This window comes from Vibrio sp. Vb1026 (assembly GCF_033338745.1).
Taxonomy (GTDB): Bacteria; Pseudomonadota; Gammaproteobacteria; order Enterobacterales; family Vibrionaceae; genus Vibrio; species Vibrio alginolyticus.
This window is the reverse complement of the sequence record NZ_JAWOTH010000013.1, coordinates 25,658-41,539: the sequence shown is the minus strand read 5'-3', so window position 1 is coordinate 41,539 and position 15,882 is coordinate 25,658. Positions and strand designations below refer to the sequence as shown.

At 44.8% G+C, this 15,882-nt stretch carries 16 protein-coding genes; 9 read left to right on the top strand and 7 right to left on the bottom strand.

What is annotated here, in order from left to right:
• Positions 1 to 25: 25 nt before the first annotated feature.
• From R7E47_RS17600 to R7E47_RS17580, 5 genes are all read left to right on the top strand, one after another.
• Positions 26 to 2,044 (top strand): methyl-accepting chemotaxis protein, encoded by a 2,019-nt coding sequence (locus R7E47_RS17600; protein WP_318084796.1) that lies wholly within the window; start codon positions 26 to 28, stop codon positions 2,042 to 2,044.
• A 207-nt stretch (positions 2,045 to 2,251) separates the two neighbouring features.
• A complete protein-coding gene (locus R7E47_RS17595; protein ID WP_054574143.1) occupies positions 2,252 to 2,671 on the top strand; it encodes an NUDIX domain-containing protein in 420 nt (139 codons plus the stop codon).
• The gene (locus R7E47_RS17590) at positions 2,661 to 3,074 is read left to right on the top strand and encodes an NUDIX hydrolase (protein ID WP_053307087.1); all 414 of its coding nucleotides are present in this window, start codon (positions 2,661 to 2,663) and stop codon (positions 3,072 to 3,074) included. Before R7E47_RS17595 ends, R7E47_RS17590 begins: the two co-directional genes overlap by 11 nt.
• A 198-nt stretch (positions 3,075 to 3,272) precedes the next feature.
• On the top strand, positions 3,273 to 3,653 hold the full coding sequence (locus tag R7E47_RS17585; protein WP_053307088.1) for a hypothetical protein: 381 nt from the start codon (positions 3,273 to 3,275) through the stop codon (positions 3,651 to 3,653).
• Between the two features lie 48 nt (positions 3,654 to 3,701).
• Positions 3,702 to 3,920, top strand: a complete 219-nt coding sequence (locus R7E47_RS17580) for a hypothetical protein (protein WP_005389537.1) — start codon at positions 3,702 to 3,704, stop codon at positions 3,918 to 3,920.
• A gap of 103 nt (positions 3,921 to 4,023) precedes the next feature.
• Here the strand turns inward: R7E47_RS17580 and R7E47_RS17575 are convergent, their stop codons facing one another.
• A complete protein-coding gene (locus R7E47_RS17575; protein WP_031777247.1) occupies positions 4,024 to 4,839 on the bottom strand; it encodes a sterol desaturase family protein in 816 nt (271 codons plus the stop codon).
• A 140-nt stretch (positions 4,840 to 4,979) separates the two neighbouring features.
• On the opposite strand from R7E47_RS17575, the gene R7E47_RS17570 reads away from it, so the two are divergent.
• Positions 4,980 to 5,729 carry a tRNA-uridine aminocarboxypropyltransferase gene (locus R7E47_RS17570; RefSeq protein WP_021033873.1) on the top strand — a complete coding sequence of 250 codons (750 nt, stop codon included), beginning with the start codon at positions 4,980 to 4,982 and terminating at the stop codon, positions 5,727 to 5,729.
• A 174-nt stretch (positions 5,730 to 5,903) separates the two neighbouring features.
• A complete protein-coding gene (gene nagK, locus R7E47_RS17565; protein ID WP_005377586.1) occupies positions 5,904 to 6,812 on the top strand; it encodes an N-acetylglucosamine kinase in 909 nt (302 codons plus the stop codon).
• Positions 6,813 to 7,048: 236 nt separating this feature from the next.
• Here the strand turns inward: nagK and R7E47_RS17560 are convergent, their stop codons facing one another.
• The 6 genes from R7E47_RS17560 to R7E47_RS17535 all read right to left on the bottom strand — a co-directional run bounded on the left by R7E47_RS17560 (position 7,049) and on the right by R7E47_RS17535 (position 12,025).
• A complete protein-coding gene (locus R7E47_RS17560) occupies positions 7,049 to 7,315 on the bottom strand; it encodes a DUF2960 domain-containing protein (RefSeq protein ID WP_005377584.1) in 267 nt (88 codons plus the stop codon).
• 76 nt (positions 7,316 to 7,391) lie between these two features.
• A complete protein-coding gene (locus tag R7E47_RS17555; protein ID WP_318084795.1) occupies positions 7,392 to 9,170 on the bottom strand; it encodes a bifunctional molybdopterin-guanine dinucleotide biosynthesis adaptor protein MobB/molybdopterin molybdotransferase MoeA in 1,779 nt (592 codons plus the stop codon).
• Positions 9,167 to 9,754, bottom strand: coding sequence for a molybdenum cofactor guanylyltransferase MobA (gene mobA, locus R7E47_RS17550; RefSeq protein ID WP_005389527.1), 588 nt, complete (start codon positions 9,752 to 9,754; stop codon positions 9,167 to 9,169). Before mobA ends, R7E47_RS17555 begins: the two co-directional genes overlap by 4 nt.
• Positions 9,732 to 10,451, bottom strand: a complete 720-nt coding sequence (locus tag R7E47_RS17545; RefSeq protein WP_017820675.1) for an energy-coupling factor ABC transporter ATP-binding protein — start codon at positions 10,449 to 10,451, stop codon at positions 9,732 to 9,734. Before R7E47_RS17545 ends, mobA begins: the two co-directional genes overlap by 23 nt.
• Before the next feature lie 50 nt (positions 10,452 to 10,501).
• Positions 10,502 to 11,200: an ABC transporter permease gene (locus R7E47_RS17540; RefSeq protein ID WP_005389524.1), complete on the bottom strand. Its 699-nt coding sequence runs from the start codon at positions 11,198 to 11,200 to the stop codon at positions 10,502 to 10,504.
• A 6-nt stretch (positions 11,201 to 11,206) separates the two neighbouring features.
• Positions 11,207 to 12,025, bottom strand: coding sequence for a substrate-binding domain-containing protein (locus tag R7E47_RS17535; RefSeq protein WP_005389522.1), 819 nt, complete (start codon positions 12,023 to 12,025; stop codon positions 11,207 to 11,209).
• A 334-nt stretch (positions 12,026 to 12,359) separates the two neighbouring features.
• Between R7E47_RS17535 and R7E47_RS17530 the strand changes: the two genes are divergently transcribed.
• A complete protein-coding gene (locus R7E47_RS17530) occupies positions 12,360 to 13,811 on the top strand; it encodes a sigma-54-dependent transcriptional regulator (protein ID WP_193837375.1) in 1,452 nt (483 codons plus the stop codon).
• Positions 13,801 to 15,840 carry a cache domain-containing protein gene (locus tag R7E47_RS17525; RefSeq protein WP_193837374.1) on the top strand — a complete coding sequence of 680 codons (2,040 nt, stop codon included), beginning with the start codon at positions 13,801 to 13,803 and terminating at the stop codon, positions 15,838 to 15,840. The genes R7E47_RS17530 and R7E47_RS17525 overlap by 11 nt, the downstream gene beginning before the upstream one ends.
• The last annotated feature ends 42 nt before the right edge of the window (positions 15,841 to 15,882 follow it).

Below are 15,882 nucleotides of genomic sequence, written 5' to 3'. Positions count from 1 at the left end.
CCTTAAGAAAGAATAAAAATTGATTATGGCAAAGCGAAAACGCTCACGCACATCACTTTCACTGATTCAGGCTGTCAGTGCAACATTTTTAACTATCATTGCTCTTGTTATAGCCCTTTCTGTCTCAAGTTTCAAAGGAATGGAACAGGTAGGGGAACAATTTGAAGACTTGTCGCAAAAAGCATTACCAATCGCGATGGCAAACGCAAAGTTAACCAGGAATGTATTGGAGATGGTTAAGCTACTCAACCATGGTATGCAGATTACTGAGCCGAAAGAGTTGCCTCTCATAAAAGAGCAAATCGACTCTCTTGCAACTCAAAGCACAACTTTGGTTGTGAAAGCGTCTGGTGTAGCTCAGCAACTCTCGGAGGAGTTAGACACCAAACTAGCGCGTTTACATAACATCACGCAGTCCATTTTGTTGAAGCAATCTTCGGTGATACAAATTCAAATGGATATTGATGCCGCTGTTGGTGGTTTTCGCTATGGGCTTAGCTCTATCGGCCCGGAAATGAATCGAATCAGTTCGTTCCTTAGTGCTGATAATCCTGAGTCGAGCGATGCCGCTAACCGTTTCATTGCTTCTGCAAGCTCAATGGAAAGTACGTTCTTAGTCATGATGATGCACTCAGAATTAAACAAAGCCGAAAAAGAATACCGAGAAATGCGAAATCGCATAGCAGGTATTAAACTCGCCTATGAAGACTTCCAATCTTTTCATCCTGAAGTAAGTGAATATGCAAGCTTAACCGCACCATATGAGATGGTGAAACAAGGCTTTAGTGAAAAGGGCGTGCTGCGTTTGATCCTCGCCAAACTAGAACAAGGGGAATTGCAACGTTCAGAGTTTAAACAGGCTTCGATGCTTGCGGATGAAACCATGCGGTTACTTGATCAAATCTCCCAAACCGCTGGTCAGTTGATCGATGAAAAAGAGCAGGTGGTCAACGAGACCATTGAATCGGTGAGCGTTGTGCTCGTGTTTGCGGCGTGTGTGATTTCTTTTATTATTCTGGTTACTTGGTTTAGTCTCAAGTCATGGACAAACCGAGGGTTAAGGAATGTACTAACGCGTCTTTCAGCACTTACCGAACATGATTTTCGTGACAAGGCAGAAGAAGTCGGCCCTTATGAGCTGAAAGAAGTAGCACGAAAGTTGAATCAAGTAATCGATTCCACACACGACTCCATTCAAACGGTGACGCGCAATTGTGAAACGCTTTATCAGACAGCAGAAGTAAGTCACAGTGCAGCCGAACAAACAAGTGATGGGTTGGCAACACAAAATGAAGCGTTGTCTAGTATGATCACGACCATAACGCAGCTTGAAGCCTCTATTCGTGAAATAGCAATGGTGACAAATGCATCTTCACAGGACTCGCTCCTTGCAACCCAGCACACTGAAAAAGGGGTTCAAGTCGTGGAACAAAACCGCGAACGTTTGGAGTCATTAGAAAGCTCTTTGGATGTAAATGAACAGTCAATGTTAGAGCTAGACCAGCGTGTAAAACAGATTCGTGAAATGGTCGATATGATCAGTGGGATCGCGGACAACACCAACTTACTTGCTCTCAACGCAGCAATAGAGGCTGCCCGTGCTGGTGAGCAAGGGCGTGGATTTGCGGTTGTCGCTGATGAAGTTCGCAAACTTGCAAGTGATACCTCTCAACAAACTACGAACATCCGAGAAATGATGAGCGAGCTTATTACTGCCGCAGAGCGTTCGCGCCAAGCAGTTAATGATTCAAGAGAAGAAATGACCCACGCGCTAAAGTCCAGCAATGAAGTGAAATCGACATTCTCTGATATCAACCTCGCGGTTAAGTACATTCAAGAACGTGTTGAGCAAATCTCAGTTGCTACAGAAGAACAAGAACGAGCGACGGCAGATGTATCTCAATCCATCACACATATTTCTGATCTTGGCGAACGCACAAAGCTGCAGCTTGAGTCTATGGTTGAGAGTTCTGAGCAAGTGGCGGAAATTGCTGGGCACCAGCAAGCAATGCTGCACAAGTATGAGCTTCATCAGACTAAGTAAATGAGATGTTTCCACCGACTAAAAGCAGAACCTCGGTTCTGCTTTTTTGTTACGGCTACTCATTTAATGGCTCCTATTTGCATTGCAAAAGTGAGTTACATCTCATCTCGTTCATTTCTAAAGGGTTTAGTTATCACAACGTGATGTTAATGCTTTGTTCGAGGGACTCGTTGACTAGAATGTCGCCAGAATTCAAAGGAATGAATCATGCAGTTATCACAAAGAGCCAGCCTCATACTAGTTAATCATCACCAAGAACTTTTGCTTATCCATCGCGTTCGAAACGACAGACAGTATTGGGTTTTCCCTGGAGGCAGTGTTGAAGCAGGTGAGGAACCTGTTGAAGCTGCTAAAAGAGAAGCGCGGGAAGAAACCTCAATAGAACTTGGTTCGGTTAAGAAAGTTTTGGAACTCGAAAATCAAGGTCGCTTAGAAACCTATTTTCTTTCTTATGTAGGGAACTTAAAAGTGAAACTAGGGAGTGGGCCAGAGCAAATCAGAAAATCAGATGTTAATCAGTACCATTTGAAGTGGGTGCGTGTAGAGCAACTTCACTCGATTTCTTTATATCCAGAGAAAGCTAAAGCCTTTTGCTTGAACCATAAGGAGTGGTTTTGTGATCGATAAAGTTTGCCCCGTCGTTCTACGTAATCAAAATCAAGAGATCCTACTTTTTAAACATCCGTTGGCGGGTGTTCAGCTCGTCAAGGGCACTGTTGAAGTGTTTGATGAAAGTTACATCATAGCGGCCAAGCGGGAGCTCGCTGAGGAGTCTGGTATCACACATGTTCGTTCCGCACGATATTTATGCTCATGGGACAGTGGCTTTCAAAATCAAGTATGGCATTTTGTTTTGTGTGAGTGTGCTGACCTCGCTAATTCATGGCTGTTTCATACGCAAGACGATGGTGGACATGATTTCGCGTTCTTCTGGCACGATGTCGAGAGCGGCCTTCCCGCGAATGCACATACTGTGTTTCAGCGCGGGCTGGAAAAGGTACGAGAGTTGATAAACCAAGGCGTGATTTAAAGGAGGATTCTGTCGTTGCATTGGCGGATTTGGGACAATGACAAAGCAAACACTATGCTAAATAAAGAAGGTAGAGCAGCCGTTACTGTTCTCATCGTGTTGATAATGGCACTGTCGATCTCAAAAATGGCGATGGGATTACAAATGTTTAAGTGACTTCTATATGCTTTGCTCATTCATTCAGATAAGGAAACGGTAATGGATAAATTCGTCGTGTTTCTCTTATGCCTTTTTATGACAGTTGGCGGAGTGGTTCATCTTTATGACAACATTGTTGGTGGCTTTTTACCTTACGATTTTGCGCCACGCTGGTTGAATATGTATTGGAGCTCGTTGGGGCTGTTAGACTTATTAGCAGCGTATCTATTGGTCAAGCATCGCCGCTCTGGCCTAGTCGTTATGTTATTGATTCTTATAACCAATGTTATCTTTAGTTCCCACGCTCACTATACATTAGAAATATTAGATAACAACGTCGCCCTACAAATGAAGACACTGTTTTTAGGGTTCTCATTTGGGGTATCTATCTGGTTATGGAATGCGCGAAAACATAGTCAATCGCGCCAAATATTTCGTTAATTATTATTTTCACAACACTCGATTAAGGATTGTAAACAGGGACTCGTTATGAACGATTTTAAAGACTTGGCCAGTTTTGCTGGTTTCAGCGTACTGACAGGTTTGAGCTTTGCCACCACTTTCTTCAGCCTTGCTTTTCTATACAGCTCAATAGAGGCACAGCAAGTAATGAACACCAATGCTTTGGCATGTGCAGTGCTTGGTGTTGTTGGTTTATTTGTTGGTATTACTCAGTTAAACAAAAAGCGTCAGCTAGCAGAAAACTAATCTGTTCTTACACATCATGAGGATGAAGTAGTGTTTAACAGGGGTTTAGGCTTGGTCTATTCGTTTTGTTGACATACTTCATCCAACAATATTTTTTCAACCATTACTTCTTCTCTTTATTGTAGCGAAAGGGCTGCGTTAACAGCTTATCTAATCTTTGCTCTTCTTCGTCTCTAATTTCCGGCACACCAATAACAACATCTTCATGACCCAACTTAGGCTGAGCTCGGTATGTCCCAAAAAAGCGGTCCCAAACTGAAAGGAAAAAACCAAAGTTTGAGTGGGTCTCTTTTACTATCACTGAATGGTGCACGCGATGCATGTCTGGTGTAACGATGACGTTTCGCAGTTTTTGGTCCATAGATAAAGCCAGTTTTGCATTACTGTGATTAAACATCGCGCTCGCATTAAGCACAATTTCAAATACCACAATTCCGATAGGTGAAACACCTAAGATAAACACGGCTGCAATTTTTACTCCCATTGAAATGATTATTTCGAAGGGATGAAAGCGTGCGCCTGTGGTGACGTCTATGTCGAGATCGGCGTGATGCATTCGGTGAATCTTCCACAGCGGTTTTACATGATGAAAGACAACATGCTGAGCGTAAATGACGAAATCAAGCAAAATGACGGTTAGAAAAATATTTAACCAAGCGGGGAGGGACAGAATATTCAGCAGCCCCCATTGTTGCTCCTGAGCTATGACCGCAGCTTGAAAGGCGGCGATAGGCATGATTAAAGCAATAACTAGGCTGTTAAAAGCAACCAATGACAAGTTATTGACCCAGCGAAACCTGCGCGAAGCGGTCAGTGTTTTTCTAGGCAATTTGTTCTCCCAAATGGCACAAAGCAATAATACGCCAAGGAAAAAGCCTAATCTGAGCCATGAGGGTTCTTGAAATGTCGTTTCTGTCACTGTCATTCCCTTATTTATTTCTTTATCTATGACCGAGATAAGAGTGAAATTATTTCAACACACTGCTGATGGGCTTATCTTGAGGCGAAACCATAATATCAGTAGAATCGCGCTCTACTTTTTACTTGGCATTACTTACCATGAGAATTCACGCTTTCCACCGTTTATATCAGTACCGACAATCTATCTCAACCAAGCCTTTCAACGCGCGTGGATGTAAAGTGGTTCGTTGCCAATATTGCCAGGTTTCTGAGCAACACTGTTTGTGCGACCTTCAGCCAAACATCAAGGCCAATATTGCATGTATGTTGATTGTTTCTGAAAACGAAGTGTTTAAGCCAAGTAATACCGGTCGTCTAATCGCTGATACGATTCAAGAGACTTACGTGTATCAATGGAACCGAACAGAACCGTCTGAAGAGATGCTAGCGCTACTACAGGATGACAGTTACCAACCGGTGATTGTATTTCCTGCAGACTATGTGGATGATCCCTCTCGTTTAATTGAAGATCTAGAGCCAGGGCGATTGGTAAAAGAAGATGTCGAGAACAAAAAATGGTTGCTGATCTTTATTGATGGTAGCTGGCGTGAGGCACGAAAGATATTCCGTCGTTCTGATTTTCTTAAATCTTTGCCTGTGCTTTCCATTGAGCCGGAATCTCTGTCTGAATACATCATGCGCCGCTCCGAGAATGAGCAGCATCTTTCAACCGCCGAAGTCGCGACATTAGTTTTAAAACAAGCTGGTGAGCCGAAAGCTGCGGAATGCCTTCAACTGTGGTTTGAAGCCTTCAGAGAAACTTACATGCTGAGCAAGACTCGAGTCAAAAACGACCCTAACCAGCCACACTTGAAACGTTTCAAAGAGTGGATGAAAACCGAGAGCTGACTCTAAGGAATGAGCTTTTGTTGATGGTATGTTGTTCAACTGGCTTCGGTGAGGGGATAAATCTGCATTCGGTCACGGTTTGCAGGCGTACAGATATGGATAATGCCATCAGTTTATACTTTTGACTCTAGCCATTTTGAGAGTCGTTTGAAGCATTTTTTAGGAGAGAAATACATGTATTACGGCTTTGATGTCGGTGGCACTAAAATTGAATTTGGTGCATTTAACGAGAAGCTTGAGCGTGTAGCGACGGAACGTGTACCTACACCAACAGACAACTACGAGCTGCTGGTTGATACCATTGCGGAATTGGTGAATAAATACGATACAGAGTTTGGCTGCGAAGGTACGATTGGTCTTGGCCTACCAGGTATGGAAGACGCCGATGATGCAACGGTACTAACAGTTAACGTTCCTGCGGCAAAAGGCAAACCACTTCGTGCTGATCTAGAAGCTAAAATCGGTCGCAGCGTAAAAATTGAAAACGATGCAAACTGTTTCGCGCTTTCTGAAGCCTGGGACGAAGATCTTCAAGATGAACCATCTGTACTAGGTTTGATCCTTGGTACTGGTTTTGGTGGCGGCTTTATCTACGAAGGCAAAGTATTCTCTGGCCGCAACCACGTAGCGGGTGAGGTGGGTCACACACGTCTTCCTATCGACGCATGGTTCCACCTAGGCGAAAACGCACCATTACTGGGTTGTGGCTGTGGCAACAAAGGCTGTTTAGATAGTTACCTATCTGGTCGTGGTTTCGAGCTTCTTTACGCGCATTACTACGGCGAAGAGAAGAAAGCGATCGACATTATTAAAGCGCACGCAGAGGGTGAAGAGAAAGCAGTAGAGCACGTCGAGCGCTTTATGGAGCTGCTAGCGATCTGCTTTGCAAACCTGTTTACTGCAACAGACCCACACACCGTTGTACTTGGTGGCGGCTTATCTAACTTCGAATTGATTTACGAAGAGATGCCAAAACGCATCCCTAAACACTTATTGTCTGTGGCTAAGTGTCCTAAGATCATCAAAGCAAAACACGGTGATTCAGGTGGTGTACGCGGCGCTGCGTTCTTAAACATCAAGTAATGACTTAAACCTTACTCGGTATAAAGTAAGAAGAAATTTAAAGCCCCGTTTAGACTTTCAAGGTTAAACGGGGCTTTTACTTATATACCGAAGTAACTTATATACCGAAGTAACTTGTATACCCAAGTAACTCATATACCTAAGTAATTTCGGTATGCTCGGGTATGGATCATGAACAAAAGTAGCATGCATAAAAAACTCACGACGAATCGTGAGTTTTCTGTTTGCAGCTAAGCTTATTTGTTCTTTTTGCCTACGCCCAGGTTTTCTTTTTGAGCTAGGGTGATTTTGCTAAAGCCTAATTTTCTGAAGTAGTTGTCGCGGTAGTTTCGCACCGCTTTAGTGTCAGACACTGCTTCGATTTGTTGCTCCATCTTTAGGAACTCAGTGATATCGATACCTTCGGCTTCTGCAACTGCTTCTTGAATGTTGCGGTGTTGCTGGTATGAGAACGTCAGTTCTTTGTCTTGGTCTTTGTAAGTGTAAAGAATGGTGCGAGCCATAGCTGTCTCTCTGAAAAGGTTTCTGTATATTAAACAAAAAGGCCAGACTCGCTGACCTTTGAATTTCTAGTTTGAGCTAGATTCTGCCTTGAAGTGGGATAATTGTCACGCTTTCTCCCGCTTTTACTGTATCAATAGCTGGGGAGATTTCGATCAAACAGTTTGCCTCACTCATTGAGCGTAAAATACCAGAGCCTTGCTTGCCTGTTGTACGAACGGTTAAACGGCCAGTTGCATCCAGTTCATAGACGCCACGGCTAAACTCGGTACGACCTTGGCGAGAGCGAAGGTTTTCAGTCGCGATGGCATTCACTTTCAGAGGCTTCCAGCCTTGTTCGCCTTGCATCTTACGCAGTGCAGGCTCAACAAAGTTGATGAATGAAACCATCACGGCAACAGGGTTGCCCGGCAGACCAAAGAACGGCTTGTTGTTGATTTGACCAAACGCTAATGGACGTCCCGGACGCATGTTGATTCGCCAAAAATCGATTTGACCAAGTTTATCCAAGGCAAGTTTGATGTAATCCGCATCACCAACGGATACGCCACCAGAAGTCATAACCACGTCCGCTTGCGCCGATGCGTTTTCCAATGCTTCAATCATTAACTGTTCGTTGTCTTCCAGAATACCGAAGTCTAAGATCTCGCAGCCGAGCTTTTCAAGCATACCCATGATGGTAAAACGGTTGGAATCGTAGATAGAATTCGCTTTTTGCTCTGTTCCCGGCGCTTGTACTTCGTCACCGATGGAGAACACGGCAACTTTCAATTTTCGGAATACATTCGCTTCACCAAAGCCAAGCGAAGCGATCATGCCCATTTCTGGAGAGGCGAGGCGAGTGCCTGCGGTAAAGACGTCACTGCCGATAGCGAGATCTTCACCTGCTTGACGAACGTTTTGGCCTGCTTTGATATTCGCACCGTTAAAAGTGACCTTGTCACCTTCTTGAATGGCTTGCTCACGCATGACCACTGTATCGCCGTTACGTGGTGTTGGTGCGCCAGTCATGATCTTAACTGCTTGACCAACTTCCAGAGGCTGATCGTAAGCATGGCCCGCCATCACTTCAGCAACCACTTGGTAGCTATCACGGTCAACATCATCACTACGGATGGCATAACCGTCCATCGCGGAGTTGGTGTATTGCGGCACATTTACTGGTGAAACGATATGTTCCGCAAGAACGCGGCCATAGGCGTTTTCAATCTTGCATGCTTCTATTTCCGAAACCGTGTTCACCAAAGAAAGGATTTTCTCTTGGCCTTGAACCACAGAAAGGAAAGCAGGAGAAAGTGTGTCGCAACATGCGGCTTCTTTCTCTTTGTTTTTTGGCGCTTTCGCTTCTTGAACGTATTGAAGAACAAATTGAGCGATGGCATCCAAATCATTGATGTTCATTTGAGGGAGCTCAGAATCTAACTCCGCACTGTCGGAAGCGATAGCAATGATGTTTTCATCGTTTGGATAAAGCCAAGGTTTACCCACTTCTTCACGATGCAATTCAATTTTAGGAAACGCGATGTTTTTGCAGCCTTCGACCAAAACCACATCAAGCATGTCTTCATCAAAACGTGTTAATAGGTATTCAAACTCCGCTTCGGCTTCTGGCGTTTCTGTCATTAACGCAAAACGGTTGCGAGAAGCAATCAGCATTTGAGATGCGCCAGCTTTGCGTAAACGGTAGCTGTCTTTACCCGGCTTATCGACATCGAAGTTGTGGTGCGCATGTTTTAGCATGCCAATGCGTAAACCTGCTTCGGTCAGCTTTGGCAATAGGGCTTCAAGTAGCGTGGTTTTGCCTGTGCCTGAATAAGCTGCAAAACCAAGAATAGGAATGTTTAGCGTGTGTTTCATGATTCTAATTGTCCAAATTGCGCCAGTTCTTCCGGAGTGTTCAAGTTGACGAAACAGTTTGGTGAGTCGCTAAAGTCAACGTAACTGGTGTTGCACTCTTTGTAGAGCAGAATGATTTTGCGGTCGCCACGTTCTAAAAACGCGGTGAGTTTTGGCAGTACGCGCTTGTGGTAGAGCGTAAAAACAGGTTGCTGATGGTCACCATCATGCGCGACCAAAATATCGCTGTCTTCTTTGACGGCCTGGCAGAAACGCTCGACAAGGTCGGTGTTAATTTGTGGACTATCGCAAGGTACAAATCCGACCCAGTCGGTTTCAGAATGCATCAAACCCGCGTGAATACCGCCCATAGGCCCAGGGAAATCTTTGAATTGATCACTAAATACGAAACCAAATTTGCTGTACGCATCTTGGTTTCGGTTGGCATTAATTAAAATGCGTGGAGTTTGTGGAGATAAACGTTCAATAACGTGCTCGATGAGTGGCTTCTGATTTAACTCAATCAGACCTTTATCTTTTCCACCCATACGGCTGGCTTGGCCACCAGCCAAAATGACCCAACTAGTTTGTGTTGGTTGAAGCATATGCATTCTCTTGGGATGTTTCTTTTGGTATGACATACAACAGAGGAGACTCTATCAAAGTCTTGTCTTTAATCCACCACTGTTTTTTACATAAGTCGGTCAGTGCGTTGGCCTGATGGCTTGTCACCACGATACTGGAACCACGATCCAAAAGATCTTTCGCCATCACTACCAATCGTTCAATGGATTCTTGGTCTAAAGACGCACTTGGCTCATCCATCAATAAAATCGACGGTTTTAAAATCCAAGCCCTTGCCATGGCAACGCGCTGTTTTTCACCGCCGGACAACACGGAAATATGTTCGTCCGCTAAGGTTTCTAAACCTACCATGCGCAGCGCGTGAATAACTTGAGCTCGCTTATCTTTTTGCGTGTCTTGTTGATATTTCACTCCATAGACTACGTTTTCATATACAGTGCCGTCAAAAAGGTAAGGGGATTGATGGAGATAAATCACATCGACACGACCATTGCGACACGTCAGTCTTTTCAGCCACGTATCTTTTGGCGCAACAACATCGCCAGTAGAGGGTTTGAGCAAGCCAGCAAGGATTTTGAGTAGGGTAGTTTTGCCCACACCATTGTCACCCTTGAGATAAATGGCATCATTTGGGCCGATGGCTAACTCAGGGATGTGGAAAAGCACACGCTCTTTAAAGCGCATGGATAACTGTTCGGCGGTGATTTTTATAGTCATAATTCGCCTCGACATGGGGTTAATGGTGAGTCGTTTGTTTGCTTCATGTTCTATGTTCTGAGGTAGCCTTTGCCTCTCATGCTTGATAAGAAGAAGTTTAGAGCCAACGCTAAAGATAGTAATACAATTCCTAATGCAACTCCTTGCGCAAAAGCACCTTTACTGCTTTCCATTGCGATAGCCGTGGGAATATTTCGCGTCACGCCCATAATGTTCCCACCAACCATCATTGAGCAGCCCACCTCGGTCACGATACGTGAAAACCCTGCAATGATAGCCGCAAGTAGAGGAAAGCGGGTTTCCCAAATCATCGTAGCTGCCAAGCGCGGAATGGAGACACCCAGCGTGATGGCAGTTTCCACTGCACGACGGTCGCTAGATTGTAATGCACCATGCATCATCGATACCAAAACAGGGAAGCAGATCACCATTTGGCCGAAGATCATTGCCTTCTGAGTGAACAGCATTTGCCAGTCTCCCCAAGGGCCAGCACGCGACAGCAACATGTACAGCAACAGGCCAATCACCACGGTAGGGACCGCTTGCAGCGTATTTACGATCGACAACAAAAACCATTTACCGCGAAAGTCGGTATACGCCAGTACAAAGGACATCAAAATAGCCGGCAATACCACTAGGGATATTGCCGTGATAGAAACACTAAAGGAGACCGCAACGATCTCCCATAGGTCTGCATCAAAATTCACCAGTAAGCGAAGCGCTTCCAGTGTTGTATCAGCAAGATTCATATTGCGTTATTTGCTCTCAGCATTCGCAACAAACAGTTGTTTACCGTTTAGGCGGAAACCATTGATAAGTTCCTGTCCGCGAGGGTTTACCAACCAATCACTGAATGCCTTCGCACCTTGGTAGTTGATCGTTGGGTAACGCTCAGGGTTAACAAGAATAACTTGGTACGGGTTAAACAGTTTTTCATCGCCTTGGAACAGAATTTCTAGATCCAATTTGTTTTGGTAAGCCAGCCATGTGCCGCGATCCGTCATGGTGTAGCCTTGCATTTCAGACGCCATGTTTAGAGTTGGGCCCATACCTTGACCTACGCTACGGTAGCCACCAAAGTTCGGTTCGATTTTAGTTTGAGCCCAGAAGCCCATTTCTTTTTTGTGCGTACCAGAATCATCGCCGCGAGAGATGAACGTTGCGTTTTTGTTTGCGATCTCTTTGAATACATCTAACACGCCTTCGTCATTTTTGATTGTTGCTGGGTCAGCTTTCGGGCCTACAATCACAAAGTCGTTGTACATTAGCTTGCGAGGTAAAACGCCGTAGCCTTTCTCAACAAATGCGCCTTCAGCTTTTGGTGCATGTGTCATCACCAAATCTACGTCACCGTTTTCGCCCATTTTTAAGGCTTTACCCGTACCTGCAGCAATAACATCGACTTTGTAGCCCGTGTCTTTTTCAAATTGTGGAAGCAGGTAATCAAGTAAACCTGAATGGTAAGTACTGGTTGTGGTTGCAAGGCGAACGTGTTCTCCGTCTTGAGCAGAAAACGCAGAGTAACTTACAAGCGTGATTGACGTTGCAGCCAGAGTTAGCGCAATTTTTTTCATTTTTATGTGTTCCTTTCCAATGATTCTTTGGAATCTCTCCAGGTTTTAGGGAGAAGCCTTTTTGGACGAGAGCGATTAGCGTAATACGCAAGTTGTCTCAGGGTGTTGGAATAAGCAAACATCAACATCCTTAGATCACTTAAATGCGCTCCGTATCCACCTTATAGCAAACAAGATGCCAACCTTTTACAAGCTTAAAGTGCTTGGTTTATGCACTAAATCATGGGGTTATTTGCATAAAAGTTTGCGTTGGTACAAAATGTCGCACTTTTTGTAGGGTATCTCTGTTTAAACTTGGTACACTCTGTCCCATCGAAATCCATCTGGGGTAAATATGTCTACTCAATCCCATCTTAGTACAAACCAACAATATAGCGCCTTTTCCGTACTGGTCGTCGATGATGAATTAGGCATGCAAGCCATCTTGAAAAAGGCATTGAGTAAGCTTTTTTCACATGTCGATACAGCTGGTAGCATCGAAGAAGCAGAACAACTGCGTAATTCTCGACATTATGATCTGATCTTACTGGATATTAATCTGCCAGGGCGTTCTGGAATTGAGTGGGAAGAAGCGTTTGAAGATGATGACAAACGTGCCGATGTGATTTTTATGACGGGTTATGCGGATTTAGAAATTGCCATTCGAGCGCTACAGCTCGGTGCTTCCGACTTTATCCTCAAACCATTCAACCTTGAGCAGATGTTAAAAGCGGTCAGTCGCTGTATGGATCGCCGTTTGAACGAACGCATGCAGTACGCCATGACACGCGATTACCAACGTCACAATACCTCAGAGATCATCGGCGGCTCAGAAAAAACGCGTCTGCTTAAGCAACTTATTAACCAATTTGCACCATCACGCGCTTCTGTTTTGGTGGAAGGTGAGTCGGGTACGGGGAAAGAACTAGTTGCACGAGGTATCCACCAGGCGAGTGGGCGAACGGGCCCGTTTGTGCCAATCAACTGCGGCGCGATTGCACCTGAGCTTTTAGAGAGTGAGTTGTTTGGTCATACATCGGGCGCGTTTACCGGTGCAAAAAAATCGCGTGAAGGTTTGTTCCGTGTTGCTAACGGTGGCACCTTATTTCTTGACGAAATCGGGGAGATGCCACTTGCAATGCAGGCATCATTATTACGTGTGTTAGAGCAGCGTACGATTCGCCCTGTCGGTTCAGAAAGAGAGATCAGTATTGATGTCCGTATCGTAGCGGCAACCAACCGAAACCTGCAAGAAGAGGTCAATCAAGGTAATTTCCGCAGTGACCTCTATTACCGTTTAAACGTTCTGAAAATTGAAGTGTGTCCGCTGCGAGAGCGCAAAACCGACTTATTTGAGTTGGTGCCATTTTTCAGCAACATGCTGACGCGCGAGCTCGGTATGCCTGCGCCCAAATGGGCGCACGAGGACATGGAAGCCATGAGTGAGTACGATTGGCCGGGAAACATTCGTGAGCTGAAAAACTTGATTGAGCGTTGTATCTTGCTTGGCAAACCACCTGCACACTATTGGCGAGAGCTGAATGGCGGGCATTCACTGCCTAATGTATCGATTACTGTTTCTCACTCTGCTGAGTTACCAACCTTTAGAGAAGGCAAAGAATTTACTGGCGAAGGCTATCCAAACAGCTGGACGTTAAAAGAAGTCGAGAAAGCACATATTAAACAAGTCGTTAACTTGCATGAAGGCAATAAGTCTGCTGCTGCTCGTGACTTGGGCGTAGCTCGCAAGACCTTAGAACGTAAATACAAAGAATGGGATTCTGAGGATGAGGAATATGCCGACTAACGGCCCACAGTACAAAGGATTGTCAAAATGGACGCACCGTTTTAAAACCATGGTGCGTTATCGCTTGTTATTCTTAACCTCTGCGCCGATTTTCCTCACATTGTTAGCTCTGATCGGCATTACCATTTATTGGTCTATTCATTACACGTGGCAAAATGCGCTGCTTGATGTCTCGGAGCGTCTTGGTGTTGCAAATAACAGCGTAACGTTGTTACAGCAAAAGCAAGCCAATTACGTGCGGGCGTTTGCCGATTCGTACGATTTCCGTATTCGCATTAATCAAGGAACGCCACAAGGTGACCTGCAAAAGTGGGTCACAGAGCAGAAGAAAAGATATGCTTTAGATTTTCTCTCTTTCCAACGCGTTAATTCCATGGAAAACAAATTCCGCTTTATGGATCTCACCAAGCGCGAATCGTTTTTTGATGTACTCAATAAAGAAGAACTCGAACGCCTCGATCCTGAACTCGCCAAACGAGCTGAAGTGCCTATTCTTGCTGATGGTGACAGGGAAGTGCGTGGGTTAGTCAGTCGAACCGTGATTCCGGTATACAGCCAAGCGAACGATTTGATCGGCTTTCTTGATGGTGGTTTGCTCCTTAACAACAGCACAGTGCTGGTGGATCAAATCCGCGATCTCATTTACTTAAGTGATAATGACCGCCTTCGCCCTGTGGGTACGTTGACGGTATTTCTCGATGATTTGCGTGTGAGCACCAACGTTCCTCTAGACAGCGATCATAGACTAGGGCGCGCCATAGGCACTCGCGTGAGCGCAGAAGTGTATAACCAAGTACTTTCGAAGGGTGAACAGTGGGTTGACCGAGCATATGTGTATGACGCTTGGTATATTACGGCGTATCAACCGATCAAAGACCAATACGACAACGTCATTGGTATGCTTTATACCGGTTACCTAATGTGGCCATTCGTTAAAGCCTACATGACGAACATTGCCGAAATCAGCTTGATTACGGTTATGTTATTGCTGGTTTCCGGCGTGATGGTATATCGCGGTTCTTATGATCTGTTTCGACCGATCGAACGCATTCATAAAGTGGTGAAGCAGGTCCAACAAGGTAAAGAAAAACGGATTGGCCCGTTAGGATTAGATGCCGATCATGAACTTGCGCAGTTAGCCAGACAGTTTGATGATATGTTAGACGCGCTAGAAGAGCGCAAAATTGAACTGAAAAACTCCGCAGCTCAACTTGAATGCAAAGTTCAAGAGCGTACGGCAAGCCTGAGAGAAAAAACCCAAGATCTTGAACTGCATATTCAATTGCTCAACCAAACCCGCGACAAACTCGTTGTTCATGAAAAACTGGCAGCATTGGGAGAACTCACCGCGGGGATTGCTCACGAAATTAATAACCCAACCGCCGTGATTCTTGGCAACGTAGAATTGATCCATTTTGAATTGGGTGACGATGCAAGTCGAGTACAAGAGGAGATTGATGCGATTCACGCGCAAATTGATCGTATCCGCAATATCACGCGCAGTTTATTGCAATACAGTCGCCAAGGCGGTGTTCAAGATGAAATCACTTGGCAACATGTCAATCCTATCATTGATGAAAGCATCACCTTGGTTAAAACTGGCACCAAGAAACGCGACGTTGAGTTTGTGACTGACCTACAAGCGCATACGTCCGTTGAGATAAACCGTCACCACTTGCTACAAATCTTAGTTAATTTGCAAATGAACGCCATTCACGCAATGAGCGGTAAAGGAACTTTAACAGTAGTCAGTGAAGACTGGATTGAAGAGGGCGAAGTGAAAGGAGCCGCGATTCATGTTATCGATGAGGGCTGCGGTATTAAACCAGAAAACTTGAGTCGAATCTTCTCGCCATTTTACACAACTAAACGAGAAGGCACAGGGTTAGGGCTATCGGTCTCCCAAAGTATTCTCAGCCAAACGGGTGGTGAGTTAAAAGCAGAGTCTGAATGGGGAAAAGGCAGTAAATTCAGTATTTATTTACCTAAAAAAGCCGAACTGATCCTAGAGGTGACGAACATCGCTTAGTCACTTTTTTGAAGTATTAATGGAAAAAGAGCCACTGACGAT

Bases quoted from the DNA above. Each gene is read 5' to 3' on its own strand.
- R7E47_RS17600 (WP_318084796.1), top strand. From the start codon at position 26: ATGGCAAAGCGAAAACGCTCACGCACATCACTTTCACTGATTCAGGCT.
- R7E47_RS17595 (WP_054574143.1), top strand. From the start codon at position 2,252: ATGCAGTTATCACAAAGAGCCAGCCTCATACTAGTTAATCATCACCAA.
- R7E47_RS17585 (WP_053307088.1), top strand. From the start codon at position 3,273: ATGGATAAATTCGTCGTGTTTCTCTTATGCCTTTTTATGACAGTTGGC.
- R7E47_RS17580 (WP_005389537.1), top strand. From the start codon at position 3,702: ATGAACGATTTTAAAGACTTGGCCAGTTTTGCTGGTTTCAGCGTACTG.
- R7E47_RS17570 (WP_021033873.1), top strand. From the start codon at position 4,980: ATGAGAATTCACGCTTTCCACCGTTTATATCAGTACCGACAATCTATC.
- nagK (WP_005377586.1), top strand. From the start codon at position 5,904: ATGTATTACGGCTTTGATGTCGGTGGCACTAAAATTGAATTTGGTGCA.
- R7E47_RS17560 (WP_005377584.1), bottom strand. From the start codon at position 7,315: ATGGCTCGCACCATTCTTTACACTTACAAAGACCAAGACAAAGAACTG.
- R7E47_RS17555 (WP_318084795.1), bottom strand. From the start codon at position 9,170: ATGAAACACACGCTAAACATTCCTATTCTTGGTTTTGCAGCTTATTCA.
- mobA (WP_005389527.1), bottom strand. From the start codon at position 9,754: ATGCTTCAACCAACACAAACTAGTTGGGTCATTTTGGCTGGTGGCCAA.
- R7E47_RS17545 (WP_017820675.1), bottom strand. From the start codon at position 10,451: ATGACTATAAAAATCACCGCCGAACAGTTATCCATGCGCTTTAAAGAG.
- R7E47_RS17540 (WP_005389524.1), bottom strand. From the start codon at position 11,200: ATGAATCTTGCTGATACAACACTGGAAGCGCTTCGCTTACTGGTGAAT.
- R7E47_RS17535 (WP_005389522.1), bottom strand. From the start codon at position 12,025: ATGAAAAAAATTGCGCTAACTCTGGCTGCAACGTCAATCACGCTTGTA.
- R7E47_RS17530 (WP_193837375.1), top strand. From the start codon at position 12,360: ATGTCTACTCAATCCCATCTTAGTACAAACCAACAATATAGCGCCTTT.
- R7E47_RS17525 (WP_193837374.1), top strand. From the start codon at position 13,801: ATGCCGACTAACGGCCCACAGTACAAAGGATTGTCAAAATGGACGCAC.